The organism is Arcicella sp. LKC2W, assembly GCF_034931005.1.
In the GTDB taxonomy this organism is placed as follows: domain Bacteria; phylum Bacteroidota; class Bacteroidia; order Cytophagales; family Spirosomataceae; genus Arcicella.
In genome coordinates this window covers 212,842-237,143 of the sequence record NZ_JAYGIN010000001.1, presented here as the reverse complement: position 1 = coordinate 237,143, position 24,302 = coordinate 212,842, and the positions used below count along the sequence as shown (strand labels likewise).

At 35.1% G+C, this 24,302-nt stretch carries 19 protein-coding genes and 1 tRNA gene; 2 read left to right on the top strand and 18 right to left on the bottom strand.

The genetic code is table 11. From position 1 onward, the window contains the following. Positions 1-26: 26 nt before the first annotated feature. The 18 genes from dacB to hisG form a co-directional block, all read right to left on the bottom strand. Positions 27-1,517: a D-alanyl-D-alanine carboxypeptidase/D-alanyl-D-alanine-endopeptidase gene (gene dacB / locus VB796_RS00995; RefSeq protein ID WP_323344640.1), complete on the bottom strand. Its 1,491-nt coding sequence runs from the start codon at positions 1,515-1,517 to the stop codon at positions 27-29. Between the two features lie 103 nt (positions 1,518-1,620). Then, on the bottom strand, positions 1,621-3,507 hold the full coding sequence (locus VB796_RS00990; RefSeq protein WP_416233507.1) for a CocE/NonD family hydrolase: 1,887 nt from the start codon (positions 3,505-3,507) through the stop codon (positions 1,621-1,623). Positions 3,508-3,590: 83 nt separating this feature from the next. Then, positions 3,591-4,712: an ABC transporter permease gene (locus VB796_RS00985; protein WP_323344639.1), complete on the bottom strand. Its 1,122-nt coding sequence runs from the start codon at positions 4,710-4,712 to the stop codon at positions 3,591-3,593. A 177-nt stretch (positions 4,713-4,889) separates the two neighbouring features. Next, complete coding sequence (locus tag VB796_RS00980) at positions 4,890-6,032, bottom strand: agmatine deiminase family protein (protein ID WP_323344638.1); 1,143 nt, start codon at positions 6,030-6,032, stop codon at positions 4,890-4,892. Between the two features lie 233 nt (positions 6,033-6,265). Beyond that, the gene (locus VB796_RS00975; protein WP_323344637.1) at positions 6,266-7,090 is read right to left on the bottom strand and encodes an AraC family transcriptional regulator; all 825 of its coding nucleotides are present in this window, start codon (positions 7,088-7,090) and stop codon (positions 6,266-6,268) included. A gap of 1 nt (position 7,091) precedes the next feature. After that, a complete protein-coding gene (locus VB796_RS00970) occupies positions 7,092-8,261 on the bottom strand; it encodes an ABC transporter permease (RefSeq protein ID WP_323344636.1) in 1,170 nt (389 codons plus the stop codon). Between the two features lie 49 nt (positions 8,262-8,310). Then, positions 8,311-9,057, bottom strand: a complete 747-nt coding sequence (locus VB796_RS00965; protein ID WP_323344635.1) for an ABC transporter ATP-binding protein — start codon at positions 9,055-9,057, stop codon at positions 8,311-8,313. Continuing rightward, positions 9,050-9,967, bottom strand: coding sequence for an ABC transporter ATP-binding protein (locus VB796_RS00960; RefSeq protein ID WP_323344634.1), 918 nt, complete (start codon positions 9,965-9,967; stop codon positions 9,050-9,052). Before VB796_RS00960 ends, VB796_RS00965 begins: the two co-directional genes overlap by 8 nt. Positions 9,968-10,181: 214 nt before the next feature. Further along, positions 10,182-11,168, bottom strand: coding sequence for an HlyD family secretion protein (locus VB796_RS00955; RefSeq protein ID WP_323344633.1), 987 nt, complete (start codon positions 11,166-11,168; stop codon positions 10,182-10,184). 69 nt (positions 11,169-11,237) lie between these two features. Then, the gene (locus VB796_RS00950) at positions 11,238-12,503 is read right to left on the bottom strand and encodes a TolC family protein (RefSeq protein ID WP_323344632.1); all 1,266 of its coding nucleotides are present in this window, start codon (positions 12,501-12,503) and stop codon (positions 11,238-11,240) included. A 16-nt stretch (positions 12,504-12,519) separates the two neighbouring features. Continuing rightward, positions 12,520-13,125, bottom strand: coding sequence for a TetR/AcrR family transcriptional regulator (locus VB796_RS00945; protein WP_323344631.1), 606 nt, complete (start codon positions 13,123-13,125; stop codon positions 12,520-12,522). 287 nt (positions 13,126-13,412) lie between these two features. After that, positions 13,413-16,106 carry an alkaline phosphatase family protein gene (locus tag VB796_RS00940; RefSeq protein ID WP_323344630.1) on the bottom strand — a complete coding sequence of 898 codons (2,694 nt, stop codon included), beginning with the start codon at positions 16,104-16,106 and terminating at the stop codon, positions 13,413-13,415. Positions 16,107-16,347: 241 nt separating this feature from the next. After that, positions 16,348-16,421, bottom strand: a tRNA-Ala gene (locus tag VB796_RS00935). 61 nt (positions 16,422-16,482) lie between these two features. Next, entirely contained in the window at positions 16,483-16,998 is a 516-nt protein-coding gene (locus VB796_RS00930) for a hypothetical protein (protein WP_323344629.1), read from the bottom strand. 218 nt (positions 16,999-17,216) lie between these two features. Further along, positions 17,217-18,272: a histidinol-phosphate transaminase gene (gene hisC, locus VB796_RS00925; protein ID WP_323344628.1), complete on the bottom strand. Its 1,056-nt coding sequence runs from the start codon at positions 18,270-18,272 to the stop codon at positions 17,217-17,219. A 4-nt stretch (positions 18,273-18,276) separates the two neighbouring features. Beyond that, on the bottom strand, positions 18,277-18,900 hold the full coding sequence (locus VB796_RS00920; protein ID WP_323344627.1) for a Uma2 family endonuclease: 624 nt from the start codon (positions 18,898-18,900) through the stop codon (positions 18,277-18,279). Positions 18,901-18,924: 24 nt separating this feature from the next. Next, entirely contained in the window at positions 18,925-20,190 is a 1,266-nt protein-coding gene (gene hisD, locus VB796_RS00915) for a histidinol dehydrogenase (protein ID WP_323344626.1), read from the bottom strand. Positions 20,191-20,312: 122 nt separating this feature from the next. Continuing rightward, entirely contained in the window at positions 20,313-21,173 is an 861-nt protein-coding gene (gene hisG, locus VB796_RS00910; RefSeq protein ID WP_323344625.1) for an ATP phosphoribosyltransferase, read from the bottom strand. Positions 21,174-21,956: 783 nt separating this feature from the next. Here hisG and VB796_RS00905 point away from each other — a divergent pair. Continuing rightward, positions 21,957-22,424 carry an Lrp/AsnC ligand binding domain-containing protein gene (locus VB796_RS00905; RefSeq protein WP_323344624.1) on the top strand — a complete coding sequence of 156 codons (468 nt, stop codon included), beginning with the start codon at positions 21,957-21,959 and terminating at the stop codon, positions 22,422-22,424. Positions 22,425-22,801: 377 nt separating this feature from the next. Continuing rightward, positions 22,802-24,277 carry a Fe-S cluster assembly protein SufB gene (gene sufB / locus VB796_RS00900; RefSeq protein WP_323344623.1) on the top strand — a complete coding sequence of 492 codons (1,476 nt, stop codon included), beginning with the start codon at positions 22,802-22,804 and terminating at the stop codon, positions 24,275-24,277. Positions 24,278-24,302 lie beyond the last annotated feature (25 nt).

The window sequence follows — 24,302 nt, the reverse complement described above, 5'->3', positions numbered from 1 at the left end:
GCAATATTTTAGCTGAAAGGAATAAACTATAACTCCACCATCAAAATCATTAGCTTTTCCAATTCTTTTGTAGCAGAACCAAAGTCTGAATTGTATTTATTTAGCATCATTGAAAAGCACATCATTTCTCCATTTCGAGCTGTAAAATAGCCAGAATAAGCTTTTACGCCATCAATTGAGCCACTTTTTGCATGAACATTTCCAACAGCTTTTGATTTTTTCCCTAAATTAGCGACCGTTCCTGAAACCCCAACAACTGGGATTGATTCGTAAAAAGCATCAAAAGATTTTTCTAAAAACATGGCTTTCAAAATATCTGTCATGTTGTTGGGCGTGATACCATTTGCAGGAGCAAGTCCACTGCCATCTTTGATTTTTAAACCTTCAAACTTCACACCTTTGGTGAGCCAAATTTGCTTTAATCCTTTGACTGCTGCATCGGTTGTACTGCCCAAATTCAAGATAATTGAAGGCGTTTTCAAAAAGGCTTCTGCGTATAAATTGATGCTATGGAGATTACATTCTTTTACTAAATCTTTGAGTGGAGGCGATAATAAAGAATCTATTGTCGTGCTTTGGAGTGGCTTTTGAAACGAAATGTTTTTCTTATTTGCTTCCAATATTGAAATGGGACTTTCTGAAATTTTGACGTTTAATTCTTCCAATTTTTTATGCAAAAAAAACGCAGAAAATAAGGCAGGGTCTGGAATTGAACCTTTTACTGAGAAATTATCTCCCGTAGGAACAAACCCTTCCATGATTAAAACATCTTGATAGGGCGTTGAGTAAATATTAACTTGGTCGCCTGTACCCGCTTTGTCGGTTAGCACTCGATTGATTTTTGTATAATACGGTAAATCAGGGGCAGTTTTCACTAAAGGGGCATTTTCCATGTATTTGGCAGGGTTAAAAGTTGCCCAATACAAGTTTTCATTCATGTTCAAGCCATACGCTCCTGCTCCATAATAATTGCCCATATCGCCCCAAATCCAACCATCAGAAATGACATTTTCATCGAAAAAACTACCATCACCAAATACTCGACCTCTGATTTCTTTGATACCGAGCGATTTTATTTTCTTTGCCCAATTTTCAGTTAATTGCTTATAATCGGGCTGATTTTTGAATCGCCAACTTCCCAAAGAAGGGTCACCAGAACCTTTAATAATGATGTTACCCGTTAGAATTGAATCTTTAATTTCTCCGCTATATTCCAGTGTGGTTGTGTATTTGAAATCACTTCCTAAAGCCATTAAAGCCGTTGCGGATGATACCAACTTGAGTGTTGAAGCAGGTGTTAAACTCTTCTTAGCATTATACTCAACAATATTTAAGTCAGAATTTACCGATTTTATGCTCAATCCAATGAATCCATTTTCTAAAAAGGGCGAAGTAACCAACGAGTCAATTTTCCTTTGAATGACGTCTTTGGGGCTAAGCACTTTAACAGAATCAGCGGTTTGTGGTTGATTCTGAAGCAATATTATTTTGAAAATGCTAAGAAGGAATAATTTCATATTTGCGTTAATGATTAGTTAGTTCGCTTGTGTTAATTGGAGAGAGGGAGATTACTTTATGGTGAGTATTTTAACCAATCAACTAATAACCAATTTCCAATAACTACTTTAATACCTCAACCGTTATTTTACTGTCGGCATAAACTCGTTGCGTTGCTTTTTGAAAGTCTGTTTCCTCAGCTTTGTAAATATTTTCTACGTATTTCTGAGGGTTAATATCGAACAAAGGATAAGCCGTTGATTGTACTTGAATCATGATTTTATGCCCTTTTTTGAAAGTGTGCAAAACATCTTGCAAACGGAAATTAACGTCAGTTTTTTGATTAGCAATCAACGGTTCTGGCTTTAAAAACGAATTTCTAAAACGTGAACGCATAATTTCACTACGCACCATTTGCTGATAACCACCTAATGTAATGTGTTTTGGCGTGTAAGGACTATTTTTTTCATCTCCAGGATAAACGTCGATTAATTTTACGAAGAAATCTGCATCTGTTCCTGTAGTTGAGATTTTTAAATTTGCCATGATTTCACCGCCTAAAGTCATATCTTCTGTTAAAATATCCGTTTCAAATACTAAAACATCAGTTCTTCTACCTGCAAAACGTTGGTCTTCACTCATATAATTTCTTGGCGAAAATCCTAAAATTTGTTTGGGGTCTTCAGTGTATGGAACTGGTTTTGAGGGGTCTGAAACATATTCACTAAAGCCATTTTCTGCCATTCCTGTTGAAATTTTTCCAGTTGAATTCAGAAAGAAATCAACTTTTTGAGCCGTTTTTACGGGATATTCCGAAAACTCACGCCATTCTTTTTTACCTGTATCAAACAAAAATGCTTCGGGTAAACCCGTTTTGCCATCCCCCGATTCTTTTAAAAAGTGTTTGAAGAATTTCAATTCCATATTTTTTTGAAAATAAGTCGCTACGCTATCACCAAAGTAAATATTTGAGTGAAAATGATGTCCTCGCTCACGAGCCCAATCACCATGTCCGAAAGGTCCCATTACTAAAGTATTGTAAACATTGGTGTTATTTTTCTCAATATTTTTGTAAACATTCAACGGACCTGGTAAATCTTCAGCATCAAACCAACCGCCTACTACCATCATAGCAGGAAGATTTTTAACGTTTTTCAAATGCGGAATAATGCTACGTTTTTGCCAAAAATCATCATAATTAGGGTGTTCTGTGTGTTCTTGCCAAAAGAAATTATCTCCATAAACTTTATTGAAATTCTTTAGTGGAGTCATCGTTTTATACCACTCAAAACCATCAGCAGTTTTGATAATAGGAAATTTATCATCGTACCAAGAATCAGGTGTTGGTTTAGGATGTTGAACCCCAAAAACTGGAAATGTTAAGCCATAACCAACAGTAAATGCTCCATTATGGTGAAAATCTTCAAAGAAAAAATCGGAAACGGGTGCTTGAGGAGAAGCTGCTTTTAATGCTGGGTGACCCGATAAAGCTCCTGCAACGGTGTAAAAACCTGGGTAGGAAATTCCGTATTGACCCACACGACCATTATTATTTGGAGTGTTTTTTACTAACCAATCAATGGTGTCATACGTGTCGGTTGATTCGTCAATATCGGTTTTCTTGGTTTTGTTGATGACTTGCGGAGTCATATTTGTCCATATTCCTTCCGACATCCAACGTCCACGTACATCTTGGTTCACAAAAATGAACTTCTCTCGCATCATATAACGTGAATAGTACAACATTTTTGGGTAATCATCTTTGCCGTACGGAGCAACGTCGTAACAAGTACGTTGAATCACGATTGGGTATTGATTAGTAGGAGAGGCATCTTTTGGCGTGTAGATATTTGTAAAGAGTTTTACGCCGTCTCGCATCGTTATTTGTACTTGCGATTTTACATAATTTTCACGAATGAAAGCAGAATCTTGCTGTGCAGTTGACATCATTTGGGCATTTATCGTGAAAGATAAAGCACTGATGACCAATAAAAAGAGTAGTTTTTTCATGTTAATGTTTGTTGAAATTTCTTCGGTAAAGTACAAAGATATAATCTCTTGGCACTTTACCCAAAAAAGTGGTTCAACAAACCTTATGCACTTCTTTTTCGATAGTTGAAAATGGCTAAACCATTGAAAAAAATGGCAAATCCAATGATTTTGAGAAAGTCGGGAAATAAATCAGAAAATGAACTTCCCTTAATGAAAACAGCTCGGATAATTTTTACAAAATACATGGGAGGATTACATTTGGCAATGTATTTCGCCCAATCGGGCATACTTTCGATAGGGGTATAAAGTCCGCTCATCAACACAAAAATCATCATGAAGAAAAAGGCAAAAAGTGTGGCTTGTTGTTGCGAATCAGAAATGGTGCTGATAAGTAATCCAATGCCCAAAACCGCCAATAAATATACGGCTGAAAATATGTAAATAGTTAAATATGAGCCATTTGGAATTATTTTAAAAATGACAAATGCCACAATCATTCCTATGGTCATGGTTATCATTCCAAGAATCCAGAAGGGAATTAATTTGCCCAAAATGAACTCATATTTTTTGATAGGCGTAACATTAATTTGTTCAATTGTCCCTTTTTCTTTTTCTGAAACAATATTTAAACTCGCTAAAAAACTTCCGACCATCGTCACTAAAATTGCCAAAATTCCAGGAACCATAAACAGGTGATAATCAATGTGCGGATTGTACCAATTGGCGGTGGTTATCTGAATTTGGGGCATATCCACAAACTTGGGCAGTTGTATCCATTCTTCACGAATTTCATTGTTGAAATCAGCAATCATTTGTACAGCATACGACGAGCCAAGTCCTGCTTTTACGTTATTGGAAGCATCAGCAGCTAAGGCTAATTTAGCAGTATTTTCTTTGATTAAATCTCTTTCAAAATGAGCAGGAATTGTTAAAACTAAGTCCGATTTTCCTTTTCCAACGTTGTCCAAAGCCTTTGAATAATCATTATCATATTGCACCAATCGGAAATAATCAGAAGAGGTGATTTTAGAAATTAATCTTCTTGAATAACTCGAATGGTCTTGGTCTATTACACTGATTGATAAGTGTTTAATTTCATAATCTGCCGCTAATGGAATCAGAATTAATTGAATTATGGGCATCATAAACATCATTCTCAAGATAGTTTTATCCCGAAATATTTGTCTAAATTCTTTCTGTAAAATGAATGATAAGTTTCTCATAATTCGTTAATAAAAAGTTGGTTGTGACATAATTTATCAGAATTAAAACTCGATAAATCGGAATACTGAACTTCCCGAAAGTTTTTCTACTTTCGGGAAGTTTATCTGATAAGTTATGTCATTCTCAATAAGCAATTGATTGTAAGTATTTTGTTGCTTAATCCCCAACCCTAACCCCTATTTGGGTTGTTGTTGCGTTACGCAATGCACCATTCCGCCATTGGCATAAAGGTTCCTAACATCAATCCCAATTACCTTTCTGTTTGGGTATAATTTCTGGATAATTTGATTGGCAATTACATCATTTGGGTCATTATAATTGGGTACCAAAATACTGTTATTGGCTATGTAATAATTGATGTAAGAACCCTGATAACCCAGATTTTTACCATATTCTGTTACCACATTTTTCTGTGTAAGTGGCAGATTTACAATGTTATAAGCTATACCATCTTTGTTTTTGGCGATATAAATTTTATCAATGTCACTGGCTGGAACTTCCCAATTCAAAAGGTCGTCTTCCGACATCGTTACAAGCGTATTTTTATTGGCAAATTTTACAAAGCCGTCGATGTGCATATCGGTAATTTCTAAACCTGCTACACCGTCCAACCAAATAAAGTTTGTTACGCCCAAATATTTGGTAAAGTTCGCCTCAGCTTGTGCCTGAGTCATATTTGGATTTCTATTTTTGTTTAAAATGGCACTTTTTGTAGCGATAAATGTGCCGTTTCCATCTATTTCAACAGAACCACCTTCGTTGGTCATTAAGCTATTCAAATCAATAACTTTTTGATTTTGGTCTTTTCCAATTTTTGATGGAATTACGTTGCAATTTTGATAATCTGCCTTTTTTCCCCAACCGTTAAAACCCCAATCTTCAAGCAATAATTGACCGTTTTTATCCTTTACGTAAATTGGACCGTTGTCTCTAACCCAAACGTCGTCGGTGGCATAAATTTTAAAATCCACATTTTGTAATGGAATACTTGCCGATACAAGTAATTTTTGAATTCTGTCTTTTTCAGTAGTATTATACGCTACGATATGTACTTTTTCACCAGAAACGAGTGCTTTTGTCATGGCAACCCAAGTGGCATCTAATCTTTTACGGTAAGTAGTGCCGTATTGATAATGGTGTGGCCATTGCAACCAAGTGCCTTCGTGTTGGTCGGCTTCGTCGGGCATGGTGTACAAAATTTCAGTAACCGTCCGATTATTTGAATCTACATTGGTAGAAGTTTGAGTGCCAATTTCTTCTGTTTCGCAAGAAGCCAATAACATCAATAGCGATAATGCTGGGATTAACATACGTTTCATTTTTTTGAGATTAAATGTTGATAATTTTTATACAAAATTACCTTTCATCTCAACGGTCATGTTGTCCAAAATTGACAAGTTACTGAAATTATAAAGCTTTTGTCGTAAGACAAAATTAGACCACTGATGATACAGATTTAACAGATTTATACTGGAATGGAATTGAGATAAAATGAATGAAAATCTGTTTGAATCTGTCTAATCTCTTAAATCTGTGGTCTATTTGGTTTCACTTATATTTTTTTCAAAGGGAATAAAATCTCTGTGATAAAGCTGTCTTTTTCGGCGGTATCAAAATCATGAATTAGATAATGTTCAATGACAGGCGAATTATCAAATTCTAATTTTGCGTTCAAAAGCCAATCTTTATAAATCATTCTGTAAGTGTCTTCTATATGGTCATAATTGCCTTTATGAATATATTTAGCGTATTTTCCACCCAATATTTCTTTTGTTAAATACGATTTGTCGTTCGGGGATTCGGTAATACAGGCTTCATAACGGCAATGTTTTTCAATGGTAATTAAAGGTTGGTCAACGATAATTCCATAATATGAAACATTGTTATTTTTATGAAATAATTGGTCAATTTTATCCCAATGTTTTTCTATTTCATCGTTATTGTAATTGGTGGTTTTTATGCTTTGATAATAAATTTTAATGGCATTGATGTATACAATTTCTGGTTGAATTAATGGTTTGTTTTGGGCTTCATTCAAGAAAGATTCAAAAATTTTCAACTTGCTGATTCTTGCCTCAGTTGGTGAAACCTGAAATTGCTTTTTGAAAGATTTGGTAAAAGCTTGTAAACTTTCAAAACCAACAGAATAAGCAATATCCGTAATGGTATCAGATGTATAAATTAGCTTTTTATAACCATTTTCAAGTTTAAGTCGTTTTTGAAATGCACCTAAAGTTTCCTTGAAAATATTTTGAAATACACGATGCAGATTTCGGTATGAATAACAGCCAATATCCTCCAATTCTTCAATCGGGATATTACGATGAAAATTATCTTCTACGTATTTGATGATATGTTGAATTTTCTCTAAATCCATTTTATTCTAATCTTATCTTAAATTTCTTCAAAGCAATTGTTAAATAAAATACAGTCATTCCAACCAAAATTAGTGTTTGTTTCCAGACATATTCAAAACCCAAACCTTTCACCATAATGGCACTCACGATACTGTAAAACCACTTGGTTGGAATAATATTACTGACAATTTGCATCGGCAAAGGCATATTTTCTAAGGGAAACATAAATCCGCTAAAAATCAAAGCAGGCATTAATAGTCCCACCAATGAAATAAACATGGCAACTTGTTGGGTGTCAACCAAGTTTGAAATCAATAAGCCTAAAGATAATGTGGTGAAAATGAATAAAATACTTTCTGCTAACAGCATACCGATATTTCCACGCATGGGCATTTCAAGCACGGTATATGCCAAGAGTAAAATCAGCAAAACGTCCACAAAGCAAAGTAATAAATAAGGAATGGCTTTGGTAATTACTACCATAATTGGACGCATCGGTGACACCAAAAGAATCTCCATTGTGCCTTTTTCTTTCTCTTTTACGATAGAAACTGAGGTCATCATTGCCCCCAAAAGCATCAAAATCAAAGTCATAACGCCAGGGACAAAATTGAAAGCACTGCTCAATTTTGGATTGTACAACATACTACTTTCTAACTCAATTCGATAGGGGAGTTTCTGCTCGCCCAAAATCTCATTTTGATAATCTCTGATAATTGCTGAAGCATAGTTTATCATAATATTGGACGTATTTGGGTCGGTAGCATCACCAATAAATCGTATTTGAGCTTGTTTATTATGTGAAAGATTCCTTTGAAAATTGGGCGGGAAGATTATCATCATTCTTAACTCGTTTTTACGGAAAGCATCTCCAATTTCACTTTCTCGTTTTAGTTTTTGAGTAACTGAAAAGTATCTACTTTGGTCAAATCGATTGGTAAGGAGAATTGTACTTTCGTCGTGAGAAAGGTCTAAAATGCCGATATTTGAGTTTTTAACCTCATTGGATAAAGCAAAACCAAACAAAAGCATCATCATCACGGGCAAACCCAACAGAATGATTAAACTGCGAGTATCCCGAAGTACGTGCCAAAATTCCTTACGGATAAATGCGAAAAATAGTTTCATGTTACGTAGTGGCGAATAGCATTCGCCATTTGGTGTTATTAAATGATGGATAGCATTCGCCATTTGGTGTTTTTTTATGGCGAATACTATTCGCCACTACCATAGTCTAGGATTACTCGCCCCGTTTCGCTTGTCTTGCCAATTTCAAGAAAACGCCTTCCATAGAATCGGTGTCAAATTGGTGTTTCAAATTATTGGGAGTGTCCAATGCGGAAATTGTGCCGTCCACCATGATGGAAACACGGTTGCAATATTCGGCTTCATCCATGTAATGCGTGGTTACAAAAACGGTGATTCCCGAATCGGTGGCTTCGTAAATCATATCCCAAAATTGTCGTCTCGTGATGGGGTCAACGCCACCAGTCGGTTCATCTAAAAACACTATTTTGGGTTGGTGTAAAATGGCGGTTGAGAAGGAAATCTTTTGTTTCCAACCCAAAGGCAGTGAACCTACTAATTTTTCTGCTTCTTTTTCCATGCCGAGCCGTTGAATTAAATCGTTTCCTTTTTCTTTTAATTCCTTTCGAGAAAGTCCGTAAATACCACCGAAAAACTCAATATTTTCACGCACGGTCAGGTTTTCATACAAAGAAAACTTCTGACTCATATAGCCAATGTGTTTTTTGATGGATTCATTTTCTTTATAAACATCGAAACCTGCCACCGTTGCTTCGCCAGAGGTAGGGGAGAGCAACCCGCATAAAATCCGCATGGCAGTAGTTTTTCCTGCTCCATTTGCTCCCAAAAAACCAAAAATTTCACCTGCTTTTACTTCAAAAGTAATGGCATTTACGGCTGTAAAATCTCCGAAAGATTTGGTGAGATTGTGGGTTTTTATGACAATTTCTTGACTAAGCATCTTGCATTAATTTTATAAAAGTATCTTCAATATCAGGACTGATGGCTTGGATAGAAATGTTAGTATGTCCTTTTTGTTCGAGATATGGTAAAAGAGATTTTAAACTATTTTCTCCCGATTTGAGCTGTAAATGATGTTTTTGACCGAAGGCAAAGCAAGAAATGGTATCGGGATAAGCTCGTAAATCTTTCAATAATTGATACATTTTATCACTATTTACGGCAAATAAATTTTGTTTATTTTTACTCAAAATGCCTTCTAATGTATCAATATCCAATATTTTACTGTTTTGAATCAGGGCTATTCTGTCACAAAGTTTGGCTTCGTCCATGTAGGGCGTTGAAACCATAATGGTAATTCCACGTTCTTTCAGTCTCCCCAACATTTCCCAAAACTCTTTTCTCGAAACTGGGTCAACGCCTGTGGTTGGTTCGTCCAAAAACAAAACTTTAGGTTCATGAATTAAAGCACAACACAAGGCTAATTTTTGCTTCATTCCTCCCGAAAGTTGTCCAGCCAAACGTTTTTTAAAAGGCTCAATTTGTACGTAAATCTCTCGAATCAATTCGTAGTTTTCTTCAACAGTTGTTCCAAAAACGGTGGCGAAAAAGTTGAGATTTTCTTCAATGCTTAGGTCTTGGTATAAAGAAAATTTCCCAGGCATATAGCCCACAATTTCTCTGATTTTTTTGAAATCTTTCACCACATCAAAACCCGCTACACTTGCTTTGCCACTATCAGGAATTAACAGCGTAGTTAGAATTCGGAATAAGCTCGTTTTTCCTGCTCCGTCTGCACCAATAAGTCCGAAAAGCTCACCAGATTTGACAGTAAAACTTACATCGTCAAGGGCTTTTATTGCACCGTTTTCGTAGGTCTTAGTGATATTTTGAATGATAACTTCTGCCATGTTAAGGATTGTTGATTGAGTAAATTGTAAGTGAGTGTTTTAAATTCTAACGGAACTATCTACAATTTGTCGCAGAATAAAATTAGCCCACAGATTTTACTGATTCAACGGATTTACACGGATAAATTTACAGAAAAATCAGTGTAAATCTGTTTTATCTGTTCTATCCGTGGTCTAATTTTGTCTTGTGACAAATAGTAGATTATTCCGAAATCTAAAACTTCACTTCTCCGTACATTCCAATCTTTAGAAATCCATCGTTTTTAACTTTGATTTTAGTGGCATAAACTAAATTGGCTCTTTCGTCTTTGGTTTGGATGGTTTTTGGCGTAAATTCTGATTTGCTCGAAATCCATGAAATAGTTCCCGTCATTTCTTTGTAAGAACCGTCTTTTCCGTTATCAATAAAAACCTTAACAGGTTGATTTACTTTGACTTGTCCCAATTGTGTGCCAGCGATGTACGCACGAAGAGTCATCGTTTCCAAGTTGGCAATTTTATAAAGTGGCTTGCCCATACCTGTAATTTCTTGAGCTTCTGCGTATTTTACCAAAACGGTTCCATCAATTGGATTGGTAATTTTGCAATGCCCTAACTGTTCTTCAATTTGAGAAATCCGTACTTGTAAAGGTTGGGTTTCGCTCAAAATGCCTTTGTTTTGGATATTTACTTGCTCTTTTTGTGAAGCAATTTGTTGCGTAATTACCGCTAATTGACTTTGGGTATTTTCTATTTGACGTTTCAAAATGTCAATTTGCCCCGAAATGTCATCTAATTGCTTCGTCGGAACGGCTTCAGCATTTACCAAATTTTGGATTCTTTTGCGTTCTTTTTCTAAAATGGTTAATTGCTCTTTTTGGGTAGCCATTACCGATTTTTGACTATCTATTTGCTTGGCTAAAATCTCAATTTGTGGCGAGGCATTATTGTGTTTTAGTTTCAACGCCTCAATGCTCGCTTGAACTTGTGCTTTCTGCAAGCCAACATTTTGACAATCAACTGAACCAATTTTTTGCCCAATTTTTAAATTATCACCTTCCGAAATATTGAAATTTAGCAGTTTCCCACTCGATTCTGCTGAAACGATAACTTCATCGGCTTCAAAAACACCTGTTGCATCAAAGTCATTTTTTGAGGAATTACAGGCAGATACGCCCAAAACAAATGCTGAAAGAAAATATATTTTGTATGATTTTTTCATTGTTTTAAATGTTGATTTTTTTTGCTACGAAGTCACTAAGAATCAAAGAGGTCTAACCCCAAATTCTCATTAAAACTTGCCTTTTGTAATTTTTATACTATTGATAACTTGCAGTAATTGAACTTGATGTAAACTCAAATTTTGTTTTGCAATTGCTTCATTATCCATTTCAGTAATATAATCACTCACTGTAATAATGCCATTTTCGAGTTTATTTTCAGCCGTTTTTTTGATATATTCCCTAATTTCAATCAGTCGAGCATCTTCTTTAATTTGGTCTTGCAATTTTGCAACGTCTTCATTTTGTGAAGCTAATTTTAGATTGGTTTGTTGCAAGAAAAGCTCTTTTTGACGGTCAATTTTCTCTTTATTAATATCCAATTGTCGTAAATCTGAATTTTGGGTTTTTAAGTATAGATGTGATAACGGAATTTTGAATGCTAATCCGCCAATAAAGTAGGTACTAAAGTCGGGAGAAAGGAAATTTAACCCTGGTCTGCCATATCCGCCAGTCGCAAATAAATTAACTTTTGGAGCATATTTCGCTTTTATGAGCGATTTATTGGCTTCTGATAAATCCTTCTGAGCATCAAATAATTTTAGTTCTGGTCGGTCAATATTACTTTCTTCAAGTGCTTGAATTTGAGGCGTTTCTAAAATTGTATTTTCAGGAAATTCCTTTCCTGTTAAGATAGAAAGCCCTTTCAAAGCCGCTAATTTTCTGCTTTTTATTTCTCTTTGAATTTGTTTTAGTTCAATCAAACGAGCTTCAATCATTAAAACATTGCCTTTAATAGCTGTTCCATTTTGCAAATTTGCTTGAATTTTCTTCGATTGACTTTCAAGGTCGTTTCGTGTAATTTCAGTATTTACGAACTGTTTATCGGCTAATAAAATCCCAAAATAGAGATTTGAAATTTGTTCTTTTAGTTGATAAAGATTATTCTCAATACTTTTCGAATCTGTGTTTGCCGTAGCGGAGGTTATTTTTTTTTGTCCTTTGGTCAATCCGCCATCCCAAATATTTTGGGTTAAATCCAAAGTTGCTTTGTATTGGTCTTTTGAGATAGTCGGGACTGAAATATTGGGTAATGAAATCGGTAAACTCGTCACCGCAGACTGCCAAGTAGCTTGTCCACCCAATGACATTTGGGGGAGAAAATTCTTATTCAATGCTCCAATTTGTACGTTTTCAGCTTCTTTCACCAAAGGCAAAAGTTGTGCTTGTGGACTATTTTTTTCAGCCAATTCTATGCAAGATTGCAGGGTAGTTTGGGCAGAAATAGAAAAATTACAGAATGCTACTATGATGAAAATTTGACTTAACTTGTTCATTATCAATGTCTCATGATTATGGTTCTAATATTAATTTTATATATCCTTGCACTTCGGGAATTCGTTGATTCATGAATTCTTGAAATTGCTCATCATTCATATTTGACATTTTTTTTAGCATTGGTTTTGCCATAAATGGAAATACACACATACCAAAAACAGAAATAATTAATTGGACAGGGTTATGCTTTCTGACCTTTCCAAGTGCTAAATCTCTTTGATAAAACTCTATTAATCTTCGCTTTAAAAATATAGGAAGTTTTTCCAGAAAATCTTCTCTATCAGGTTTGTTTATGGTTGTGATGACAAAAAGAGGTAGAAATGGATTTGCCATTAATAATTTGATGTAATTCTCAATAAATCCTGATAAAATCTCAATGAACGAAGCATTTTCATCGAAAAGTTCTTCCATTTTAGGGAACATCAAACTGATTTTTTTATCAAAAATATATTCAAATAACTTGTCTTTTGAACGGAAATAGTAGTGAAGTAAAGCTTTGTTCATACCCGCAAGGTCTGCAATATCTTGCATTCGTGAACCTGAGTAACCATCACGCAAAAATATCACTTCGGCAGCAGCCAAGATTTTTGCTTCGGTTGTTATGTTATCAATTTTTGACATTAACTAAATAATTTAACTTTCAAATTTAACCATTTGGTTAAATTTGAAACAAAATTACTTTTATAAGTTTTTATTTACAAATTCTTATTAAGATTTTATGGAGAATAAAATAAGTCAAGAAGTAAAGTTTTAAGTATTCGTTAAAATAAGTTTATGGTTGAATAGGTTATAACTTGACTAATGGCGAGTTCCAACACTAATACCTAACCCCCACATATATAAAAAAGCCTTCAAAAGAGGGTTAAATCTTTTGAAGGCTTCCAAAATATTAAAAATAAAGAATCAAATTAATCGTCATCTTCGTCTTCTTCTTCATTTCCTGCAAATTTGGCAGGATAGGGTGATTTACCTTTTACCGAAAACCATAAAATTCGATTTAATAAATTATCGTGTCCTTGGTCAATTTTATTAAATGCCATTTGAACAGATTTATTACTAAATTTCAAAGCAGCACCTTTTAAATCTTTGGGTTCAGGATTCATTTTGTCAAGTTGAATCCTGTTTGGAATGGCTTTATATTTGAACGAAAAATCTGGTTTGTCGCTGAAACAATCAAACATCGGGAGGGCAGTTGCATCAATAACATTCATTGGTGGAAGTCCCAAAATTTGTTCCATCGTTCTCAACATCGAAGTTTGATTATAACTCGTATGAATTGTTTTTTGTAATCTTGAATAGGCACTAATAATATAACCAGTAGTTCGATACGCTGAAATATGATCCCAACCAGCTTGTGAATCATCTTCTGAAATAAAAATCACGGTAGAATCGGCAAATCGACTTTTCATAACTGCTTCTACAATTCTTCCAACCGCTAAATCATTATCTGCCACCATAGCTTGTGGAACTGGAAATTTAGGACTCGTCCCTGCCGTATGGTCATTTGGTAAAGCCATAATCATCAAATTTGGTAATTGACCGTTTGGTTTTGCCGCTGTTTCCTCCAATTCTCTGATAAAGGCATCGGCACGCATTTGGTCACTTACTCTTTCATCGTCTCCACCAGGAAAAGTCTCTGATAAAATTGGTCTTACTCTCGAAATGGTCGTAGTATTTTTAAATTTAAAATCAACAATTTTTCCTGCCTCACGCATATCATAAAGGGTTTTCCAGTCGTACTTTTTCTCATCAAATTCAGACGTACAGGCTTCTCCATAAATACGAACGGTTTTTCCGTGGTCTAAAGCATTATTCCAAATCAAGCCTTTTTTATTATAAACCATTGCATCGTACAATACGTGTGGGTAACTTCTAAACCAAGCCCGAACATTTTTCTCCGTATAATCTGTCACCATTGCCGCACTTGCCCAATGATGCCCTTCGGCTGAGCTTTTTCCAGAAGCGTGATAATTGTCTAAAAGTAAATAATCGTAAGTCAATTTATGCTGATTTGGCGTTACGCTGTCCCCAAAAATACACAGTGATGGCATTCCACGACCTTCTGGAATATCGCCCAAAACTTGGTCATAAGTACGATTTTCCTTGATGATATACAAAACGTGCTTGAAAACCGACGGTTCGCCAATTCTTTCTGGAACTGGTTTCGGGGCAACTCCTTTACGGGGTAATCTTTCAGAAAGTGCTAATCTGAAACTCATATTAAGCTTTTTTACTTTCTCTGTATAGTTTTTGAGTTCCCCATCACTTGGTAAAGGAATGAACGAAATGGAAGCCATTTGTTTGTGAGAATTGAAGCCTGAAACTTTATTTGGACCTTTTACACCCATAGATTTTCCGAGCGAAAATACTTCAATAGGTGAGTCATTTAAAGCTCTTGCTCCGGTTGCTTCTAAGTTTGTTATACATAATTGATTGTTATTCAGTACAATACCTGATGGATACGCTTCGGTTGGAATATACCCTTTTATTTGATGTTTTCCAGATTGGTGATTTAATTCGACTACGCAAATAGCATTATCCAAACCATTCGCTACGTAAAGAATTTTGTCCTGACTATCAATTGCTAAGGCGTTTGGTGTACTTCCGATATAGCCATTCCCAGTATTAAAAAGTCCAACAAAAATGGAATCTTTAACTGTATTTGTCTTTGTGTCGATAATAGAAATGTAGTCACTATTACCATTAGCAACGTAAATATATTGTTTATCGTGACTGGTAATAATAGCATTTGGGTGCAAACCAACGCTGATTTCTTTTTCTAATTGAATAGAATTAAGGTCAAAAATTGAGACCGTTCCTTGCGACATTGCACCTGTTTTAGGGTCAATATAAGCACTTCCCCAAGGAATTCCTGCGGTTTCTAAGCCATTTGTAGAATCTGGAACTGCACCAGCCCAATTGGTTATGTATGCTTTGTTATTAACTATTGCTAACCCAAAAGGAGCAACGCCTGTGGGTTTTGTCCAAACGGTTTGTTTGTCTTTTACTCGAACTTTTACCAATTGATTATTGCCATTTAGGATAGTGTAAAAATATAAATCTCCGTTTTCTACTTGTGTAATAATTTGATTTGGCAACGCAATCGTAGCAGGTTTCAGAGGTTCAAAAGAGAATAAATTTACAATTTTAGCTTTTTTACCATCCCAATAAAATTGTGCTACATAGGAATTGGCAATTTTTTCTCCTTTTTCGCTTGTAAAGGTATCTCGCCCGCCTGCACTGCAAAAAATAAAAGTTGAATCGTGATGAATAGTCGTTGTAATTCCCGAAAAAGTATTCATACTACTTTTGTATTTTGAATCTTTTGAGTAACTCCAACGGTGAATCAATTGGTGAGAATTTACCTCAAAGAAAGCAAGTCCGTATCGGTCTTCCACCAAAAGCGTCTGCTTATCAGGTAGTAAAATGGCATCAAGACTGTGGTTTTCTACCGAACCATCACCAAAGCTGACAGATTCGCCCGCAGGTTCAAGCGTTCTATTGTATGGCATGATGTACGGTGCTTTGTTTCCGTACAAAGTGCTATCGTCAGAGGCTGATTTATAAGAAGAAAAAACGTCCTTTTGTGAACTGGAATTCATAGTTCTGCATCCTTCGATTAGCAGAAATGTCAGTAAGCTGAAAATTAAAGTATTCGTGTAATGAAGTTTGTGTTTCATGGAATGTTTGGTTGTCTGTCAGATAGAAAGAAGACAATATGAAATGAATTTTACTGAAAATTAAGAAATTCAATCTGCTTATTTCACCTCAATATAGTTTTTTAATTTAGGGATAATATGAAAATAAAAAACCTCCATACAGTAAAGTATGAAGGTTTTTATGTGGAGAATATCGGATTCGAACCGATGACCTCTACGCTGCCAGCGTAGCGCTCTAGCCAACTGAGCTAATCCCCCGTATTGGTTTTACAAATGTAGCCAATAAGCTGACTTATGCAAAACCTTAACGATTTATTTCTTAAAAATTAAGCCTAACACCTCCGCCACCTTGTGGATGAAAGTAGAGAATTGAAGGTACAAGTTCAACATAAGCACCTGCTTCTAAGAAAATAGAAATAGGAGAACTTGGAAGAAAATATTCAATACCCACTTGTCCTAATCCACCTAAGCCTGTCGTTGGAATTTCTTTTTTACCCGTTCCATCTGGTACATAATACGAACGTGAAGTAAATTGAGCTCCAAAACCATAATAGTTTTTTAAGTTGGTTGTCATTTCATTATGCCATAAATAAACACCACTAAAAGAAAAACCCGCTCCATCAAAAGCACCATTTTTATAATTACTTCTTAGTCCCCAAATACCGCCATAAACTCCCAGATTAAGTTCTATCGCATTTTTATCATTATTCAGATAATGACGAATGTTTAGTCCTGATGGGTCGCCAATTTTTGCCCCTAAAGCCCAACCTTTTTCTTGTGAAAAACCGCTTAAATAGCTGATTAATAAGATAGATAATAGCAATATTCGTTTCATAAGTACCGTGAATATTTAGGCTCTTTGCCGTGTAATTATTATTTTTTTCTAAAAATTGAAAGAGTTTTTTCCCCAATCTAATGCTTGAAAAATGCTATGCGGTCTGACTATCGTCTGACCGAGTCAAGGTCTTAAGTCAGACGATAGTCGGACTGCTTAGAACTCGCTAAGTTAGAGTTTCTTTACCAACTAATATCCCTAAAACTAAATTCTCTTAACTATGAATAGTTCTTTAAAAGTTCCATTAAATGATGGTTTTCTTCGGCAGTTCCAATTGAAATTCTAAGGGAATTATCGCAAAGAACAACTTTAGAACGGTCACGCACAATTGTTTTTTGCTCAATTAAATAATCAAAAATTTTCTTTGCTTCCGTGAATTTTACTAAAAGGAAATTGGCATCGGATGGATAAATTTTTGTAACAATTGAAAGGTTTTCTAATGCCACAATCATATCTGCTCGATTTTGATTTAATGTTTTTACCGAATTTTTAACAAATTCTACATTACCAATATTCTCAATTAATTGCTTTTGGGTTAGTCCGTTAATGTTGTACGGATATTTTATTTTATTCAAAAGAGAAATTAATTCTTCATTGGCAAAAGCCATTCCCAAACGTAAAGCGGCTAATCCCCAAGCCTTTGAGAAAGTTTGAAGCACCATAACATTCGAAAATTTATCTAATTCTGGAATGAAAGACGGCTCTTCTGAAAAATCATTGTAGGCTTCATCAATGATAACGATTCCTTGTTGGAAGTTTTCGATGATGGTTAGAATGGCTTGTCTATCAATCAAATTTCCCGTTGGATTATTGGGCGAACAAACGAAAATTAGCTTCGTTTTTGGATTAACCGCCGCAATAATTTTATCAGTATCCAATTGATAATCAGTCGTTAATGGGATTTTTTGAATTTCCACATTATTCACTGACGCACTCACTTCATACATTCCGTAAGTAGGAGGCAAAATAATAATATTATCTTCTTTAGGTTCGCAGGTAAGTCTGATAATGAGGTCAATTGGTTCATCAGAGCCATTTCCCAAGAATATCTGCGATGAACGACAACCTTTTATCGGGGCTAACTTTTCTTTAATTTCCCACTGATATGGGTCTGGATAACGGTTCCAATTTTCGGGTGTTGCCGAGCCAATTGGATTTTCGTTGGCATCCAAGAAAATACCTTCTTTTCCTGTATATTCATCACGAGCAGACGAATACGGAGCAAGTGATAAAATATGTTGTCTGACTATGTTTTGTAAATTAAAGCTATTCAAAATCTTAAAATATTTTTTTGTAAATGTCTTTTAATGAAACAGTTAGATTGTCAATGATTGCTGTATTTTCCAACGAATCATAATCAGTATTTATCCAAACATTAGGTTCGTTAGTTCTGGTAAAAGTAGAAATCCAAGGTCTATCCTGTGCTACAAAAATGATTTGCTTAATCGTTTCAATGGTTTTATAGTTCACCAATTTCTCACTCATATCAAAATCTTGTGTTGCCTTTGATAAAACTTCAACTACAATATATGGATTTAAAATCTCAGTTTTAGTCCCTTCTTTGAGTTTTATTTCTCCGTTGATTACCGTCATGTCTGGTTGGTAATAACTTTTAAGATTAGGAATGTGAACACAAGCACCGCTTTCTAAAACCCAAAAATTTTCATTTTCAAGATTATCGTAATAGTTTGATAAAATATTGATTAATCTTGTACCTAAAATTGAATGAATAGGTGTAACTCTGCCCATAGTAGCAATAATTTCTTCGTTATGATATTCTATTTTCAATTCTCGTTCATCTGCAATACTTTCATATTCCTCTACTGTCGCAGGAATTCTGACAAATGGCTCAGTCAAAAGCCTTTCACGTATTTCATGTAGTAATTCAACCGTTTTTACCATATCCGTAATGATTTTAACTATTCATTATTTATTAGCTAATCGAACTCTAACTGCATTGGCATGGGCTTCTAAAGATTCTGCCGTCGCCATTTCTATAATGGTTTTACCAAGATTTTGAATCCCTGCTTGGGTAATATTTTGCACTGTAATTTTCTTCATAAAACTGTCCAAACTTACGCCTGAGTATGCTCTTGCATAGCCGTTTGTTGGTAAGGTATGGTTTGTGCCAGAAGCATAATCGCCTGCTGATTCTGGTGTATAATTCCCTAAAAAAATCGAGCCAGCATTGTATATTTTCTCCGAAACTTCCTCTGCATTTTCAATAGACATAATTAAATGTTCTGCTGCATATTGATTCAACATATCCAACGCAATCTCTTGATTCTCTACAATTACGGCTTGACTATTCTCCAATGCTTTTGACGCAAATTCTGCTCTCGGTAAAACCGCTAATTGTGCTGAAAGTTCTTGATTGACTGCTTCAACCATTGTTTCAGAAGTCGAAACTAATAAAACCTGCGAGTCAATGCCGTGTTCTGCTTGCGACAATAAATCTGCCGCTACAAAAGCTGGGTTTGCTGAATCATCAGCATAAACGGCTACTTCCGAAGGGCCAGCGGGCATATCAATGGCAATTCCTTCTTTGTTTACTAACATTTTGGCGGCGGTAACGTATTGATTTCCAGGTCCAAAAATTTTATAAACTTGTGGAATTGTCTCTGTACCATAAGCCATTGCTGCAATCGCTTGCGAACCACCAATTCTAAAAACCTTAGAAATACCGCATAAACTTGCCGCAAAATAAATAGCAGGGTGATTTGACGGAGTACATAAAACCACTTCACGACATCCCGCAATTTGGGCAGGAATTCCCAACATTAAAACTGTAGAAAATAGGGGAGCAGTTCCACCGGGAATATATAAACCTACTTTATCAATCCCTACTGATTTACGCCAACAAGTAACACCCGTCATCGTTTCAATTTTTTCTGGGACTGATTTTTGAGCTTCGTGAAATTTATAAATATTAGCGTAAGCCTGTTTAATCGCTGTTTTTAGGTCTTTTGACAATAATGTTTCTGCATTTTGAATTTCAGAAACATTTACCTCAAAGTTTTCCAAAGCAATATTATCAAACTTCAAAGCAAAATCACGAATGGCAGCATCGCCTTCTTTTTTTACTCTTTGCAGAATAGGAGCAACTCTTTCCTCAATTACCGAAATATCTTGTGTAGGTCGGGTAAGAATTGCTTTATATGCTGATTGATTGGGGTATTTTATAATTTTCATATTTTTGAAGCGATACTTAGCAAAAATAGCGAAAGGCGAAAAAAATAACTGCTTATGTTTAATAACTTATTCTAAGCTCTTTTTTCTATTCGCCATTCGCTAACTCGCTTTTATTGCTAAAACTAATAAATCATCTTCTCGATTGGCATTACTAAAATTCCTTCTGCACCTGCTTCACGGAGTTTTTCGATATTTTGCCAAAAATCATTTTCATTAATAACTGAACTCAAAGCTGACCATCCTGACTGTGCCAATGGAATAATCGAAGGCGATTGCATTCCTGGTAAAAGTTTTGAAATAGCTTCAATATTTTCATTTTTTGTGTTCAAAACAACATATTTACTATTTTTTGCCCGTTGAACAGCATCAATTCTGAAAAGTATTTGCTTGACAATTTCCTGCTTTTCTTCGCTCATATCTTGGCAACCAATCATGATAGCTTCCGAACGGAAAATTACTTCCACTTCTTTTAAGCCATTACTCAAAAGTGTACCACCCGATGAAACAATATCACAAACGGCATGAGCCAAACCAATGCTTGGAGCGATTTCAACTGAACCTGAAATTTCATGAATGTGAGATGTCACACCGTGTTCTTTCAAGAAATTACCTAAAATAATTGGATAAGAAGTTGCAATGTCCTTTCCTTCCAAACTCTCTACGCCACCATAAACGTCTTCACGAGGAATAGCAATAGATAAACGACACTTTGAGAACCCTAAAAGTTTTACTTCTGAAACATTTTTATGGGATTCGACATGGACATTCTGCCCCACAATTCCAATATCAGCTACGCCATCTTCTACATAACCAGGAATGTCATCGTCTCTAAGAAACAAAAATTCAGCAGGGAAGTTTGAAGAAGTAGCTTTTAATTTGCCCGCACCATTGTCGAACTTAATGCCACATTCTTTGAAAAGATTGAGGGAATCCTCACTTAATCGTCCAGATTTTTGGACTGCAATTCTTAAAATAGTATCCACGATTGTCAATTAACAGTTATTAATTATCAGTTAACAGTTTGAGCAGGATTTTGTCTTTTCCATAATGAATGAATTTTGACTTATTCTGATAACTATTTCCGATTTTACAAAATTACTCAATCAAATTTAGCTTTTACTTGCTTTTCTTTAAATTGTGTCTATTTCAACTGAAAATAAAGGTTTTGAGTAAAAATACTTAAAATAAAAAAGTCTCAACAATGATGAATTGCTGAGACTTTTTCGTTGATGTCATAAAACAAAAAAAGCAGGCTCAAAAAGGCTGCTTTTTTGAATTACACTTCATCAACAAACTAAAAACCAAATAAAACTACTTTTATAATCGGTAGTCAATCTGATAATTTGAGAATAAAGGTAATCATTAAAAGACGATTTGTCAATGTTTTACTCTCAAATATTCAAATAATTGGCTGTAGGAGAAGGACTCGAACCTCCACGGTGTGATTAGGTATAGTACAAAATCCGGTGGTCTACCCCAGTCTGTCTTGCGACAGGCATTATACTAACTTTATTTCATGTTCACCACCCCCGAGACAGGAGGGTACGTCTGCCAAATTTCATCACCCTACAGTGTGTGTATCTTTTCGACATGACAAAATTAGTATATGTGTGATTGTTTTGCAAATTTTTTATAAAAAAATATTAAAATATACATTTTTTTTATTTTTATCTTATATTTATTGTGAATTTATTAAAAAAATGGTTGGTGTAATCCATTTTTTTAATAAATTCACAATCATACAAAACAGTATAAATACTTATAGAATGACTAATAATACAATTATTGATGAAGTTGATAAAAAGATATTGAGCCTTTTGATGCAAAACGCTAATATGCCGTACACTGAAATTGGAAAAAAAATCAATGTATCAGGTGGGACGGTTCATGTAAGGATGACTAAAATGGAGGAGGCTGGTATTGTTATTGGTTCACAACTTATTATTGACCACACAAAATTAGGTTGGGATATTTCCGCTTTTTTGGGAATATATTTGGATAAAAGCTCTCTTTATGAGGAAGTTGCTATACAGCTTCAGCAAATCCCCGAAGTGGTAAGTATTAATTATACAACAGGTATTTATTCGATATTTGCTAAAATCGTTTGCAGAGACACCGTCCACTTAAGGGAAGTGTTACACGATAAAATTCAGAAAGTTCAAGGAATACAGCGAACAGAGACTTTTATTTCATTGGAAGAGTCCTTAAATAGACCAGTTCCTTTCACAAAATAGCCAAAATATTATTGATAATCAATCGGAATTATCTACTATTTGTCGGAAGACAAAATTAGACCACGGATAGAACAGATAAAACAGATTTACACTGATTTTTCTTTAAATTTATCCGTGTAAATCCGTTGAATCAGTACAATCTGTGGGCTAATTTTATTCTGCGACAAATTGTAGATAGTTCCGTAATCAATTAAGTATTTTGTCAATTCATTACCTCAAATTGCTAAGAATAACGCAAATGTTTAGGAAAATTCTATGCAATAGAACTTTTGTACGGGTTTATGAGTTAAATTTGTAGTGTAAAAACAAGACAAATCTCGTTTCAGATAAGACTAATTGTATTTTTTGCAATTATTTTAAATCTGGAAAACAATAACATGGCAAAGGAAGAAATTGATATTTTAGAAGAAGTAACCTCCTCGGAGTACAAATATGGCTTTCATGATAATTTTGAAGCTGATGAATTTCCTGCTGGTTTAAGCGAAAACGTTGTTCGTCAAATTTCTGCTAAAAAAAATGAGCCAGAATGGATGTTAGAATATCGTTTGAATGCTTATACTGCATGGTTAGGCATGAAAGAACCGAAATGGTCGAATGTAAACTATACTCCTGTTGATTATCAGGCAATTAAGTATTATTCAGCTCCCAAAGTAGCGAAGGTAGTCGAGTCAATGGACGATGTTGACCCTGAATTACGTGCTACTTTTGAAAAGTTAGGTATTTCTTTGAAAGAACAAAAGCGTCTTTTAAACGTAAAAGATGGGGAAGAATTATCAGGTATTGCCGTTGATGCGGTGATTGACTCGGTTTCTGTTGGAACTACCTTTAAAGCAGATTTAGCAAAAAGAGGTATTATTTTTTGTTCAATTTCAGAGGCTATTCAAGAGCATCCAGAATTAATCAAGAAATATTTAGGTTCGGTTGTGCCTGTTAAAGATAACTTTTTCTCGGCACTAAATGCAGCAGTTTTCTCTGACGGTTCGTTCTGTTATATTCCAAAAGGTGTTCGTTGCCCGATGGAACTTTCAACGTATTTCCGTATCAATGCAGCAGGTACAGGTCAGTTTGAACGTACTTTGATTGTTGCTGATGCAGGTTCGTATGTAAGTTATTTAGAAGGTTGTACTGCTCCTCAACGTGATGAAAATCAATTACACGCAGCCGTAGTTGAAATTTTTGCCCATGAAGATGCGGAGGTGAAATATTCAACAGTTCAAAACTGGTATCCTGGCGATAAAGATGGTAAAGGAGGAATTTATAACTTCGTTACTAAGCGTGGTATTTGTGATGGAGCAAATTCTAAAATTTCTTGGACGCAAGTAGAAACTGGTTCAGCAATTACGTGGAAATATCCATCGGTAATTCTGAAAGGAGATAATTCTATCGGAGAATTTTATTCTGTTGCCGTTACCAATAATATGCAACAAGCCGATACAGGTACTAAAATGGTACACATCGGAAAAAATACCAAATCAAGAATTGTATCAAAAGGTATCTCAGCGGGAAAATCTCATAATTCATATCGTGGTTTAGTTGAAGTGATGAAACGTGCAGATAATGCTCGTAACTTTTCTCAATGTGATTCTCTTTTAATGGGTGACCGTTGTGGAGCTCATACTTTCCCTTATATTGAAGTTAAAAATAAAACGGCTACCGTAGAACACGAAGCAACGACTTCAAAAATTGGAGAAGACCAATTGTTTTATTGTAATCAAAGAGGAATTTCAACCGAAGCAGCCGTAGCTTTAATCGTGAATGGTTATGCAAAAGAAGTTTTAAATCAATTACCAATGGAGTTTGCAGTTGAAGCACAAAAATTGCTTGCCGTATCTTTAGAAGGGTCAGTTGGTTAGAAAATAATTAAATTTTATTAAAGGC

Coding starts and splice junctions, on each gene's coding strand:
- dacB (WP_323344640.1), bottom strand. CDS start 1,517: ATGAAATTATTCCTTCTTAGCATTTTCAAAATAATATTGCTTCAGAAT.
- VB796_RS00990 (WP_416233507.1), bottom strand. CDS start 3,507: ATGAAAAAACTACTCTTTTTATTGGTCATCAGTGCTTTATCTTTCACG.
- VB796_RS00985 (WP_323344639.1), bottom strand. CDS start 4,712: ATGAGAAACTTATCATTCATTTTACAGAAAGAATTTAGACAAATATTT.
- VB796_RS00980 (WP_323344638.1), bottom strand. CDS start 6,032: ATGAAACGTATGTTAATCCCAGCATTATCGCTATTGATGTTATTGGCT.
- VB796_RS00975 (WP_323344637.1), bottom strand. CDS start 7,090: ATGGATTTAGAGAAAATTCAACATATCATCAAATACGTAGAAGATAAT.
- VB796_RS00970 (WP_323344636.1), bottom strand. CDS start 8,261: ATGGCGAATGCTATCCATCATTTAATAACACCAAATGGCGAATGCTAT.
- VB796_RS00965 (WP_323344635.1), bottom strand. CDS start 9,057: ATGCTTAGTCAAGAAATTGTCATAAAAACCCACAATCTCACCAAATCT.
- VB796_RS00960 (WP_323344634.1), bottom strand. CDS start 9,967: ATGGCAGAAGTTATCATTCAAAATATCACTAAGACCTACGAAAACGGT.
- VB796_RS00955 (WP_323344633.1), bottom strand. CDS start 11,168: ATGAAAAAATCATACAAAATATATTTTCTTTCAGCATTTGTTTTGGGC.
- VB796_RS00950 (WP_323344632.1), bottom strand. CDS start 12,503: ATGAACAAGTTAAGTCAAATTTTCATCATAGTAGCATTCTGTAATTTT.
- VB796_RS00945 (WP_323344631.1), bottom strand. CDS start 13,125: ATGTCAAAAATTGATAACATAACAACCGAAGCAAAAATCTTGGCTGCT.
- VB796_RS00940 (WP_323344630.1), bottom strand. CDS start 16,106: ATGAATTCCAGTTCACAAAAGGACGTTTTTTCTTCTTATAAATCAGCC.
- VB796_RS00930 (WP_323344629.1), bottom strand. CDS start 16,998: ATGAAACGAATATTGCTATTATCTATCTTATTAATCAGCTATTTAAGC.
- VB796_RS00920 (WP_323344627.1), bottom strand. CDS start 18,900: ATGGTAAAAACGGTTGAATTACTACATGAAATACGTGAAAGGCTTTTG.
- hisD (WP_323344626.1), bottom strand. CDS start 20,190: ATGAAAATTATAAAATACCCCAATCAATCAGCATATAAAGCAATTCTT.
- VB796_RS00905 (WP_323344624.1), top strand. CDS start 21,957: ATGACTAATAATACAATTATTGATGAAGTTGATAAAAAGATATTGAGC.
- sufB (WP_323344623.1), top strand. CDS start 22,802: ATGGCAAAGGAAGAAATTGATATTTTAGAAGAAGTAACCTCCTCGGAG.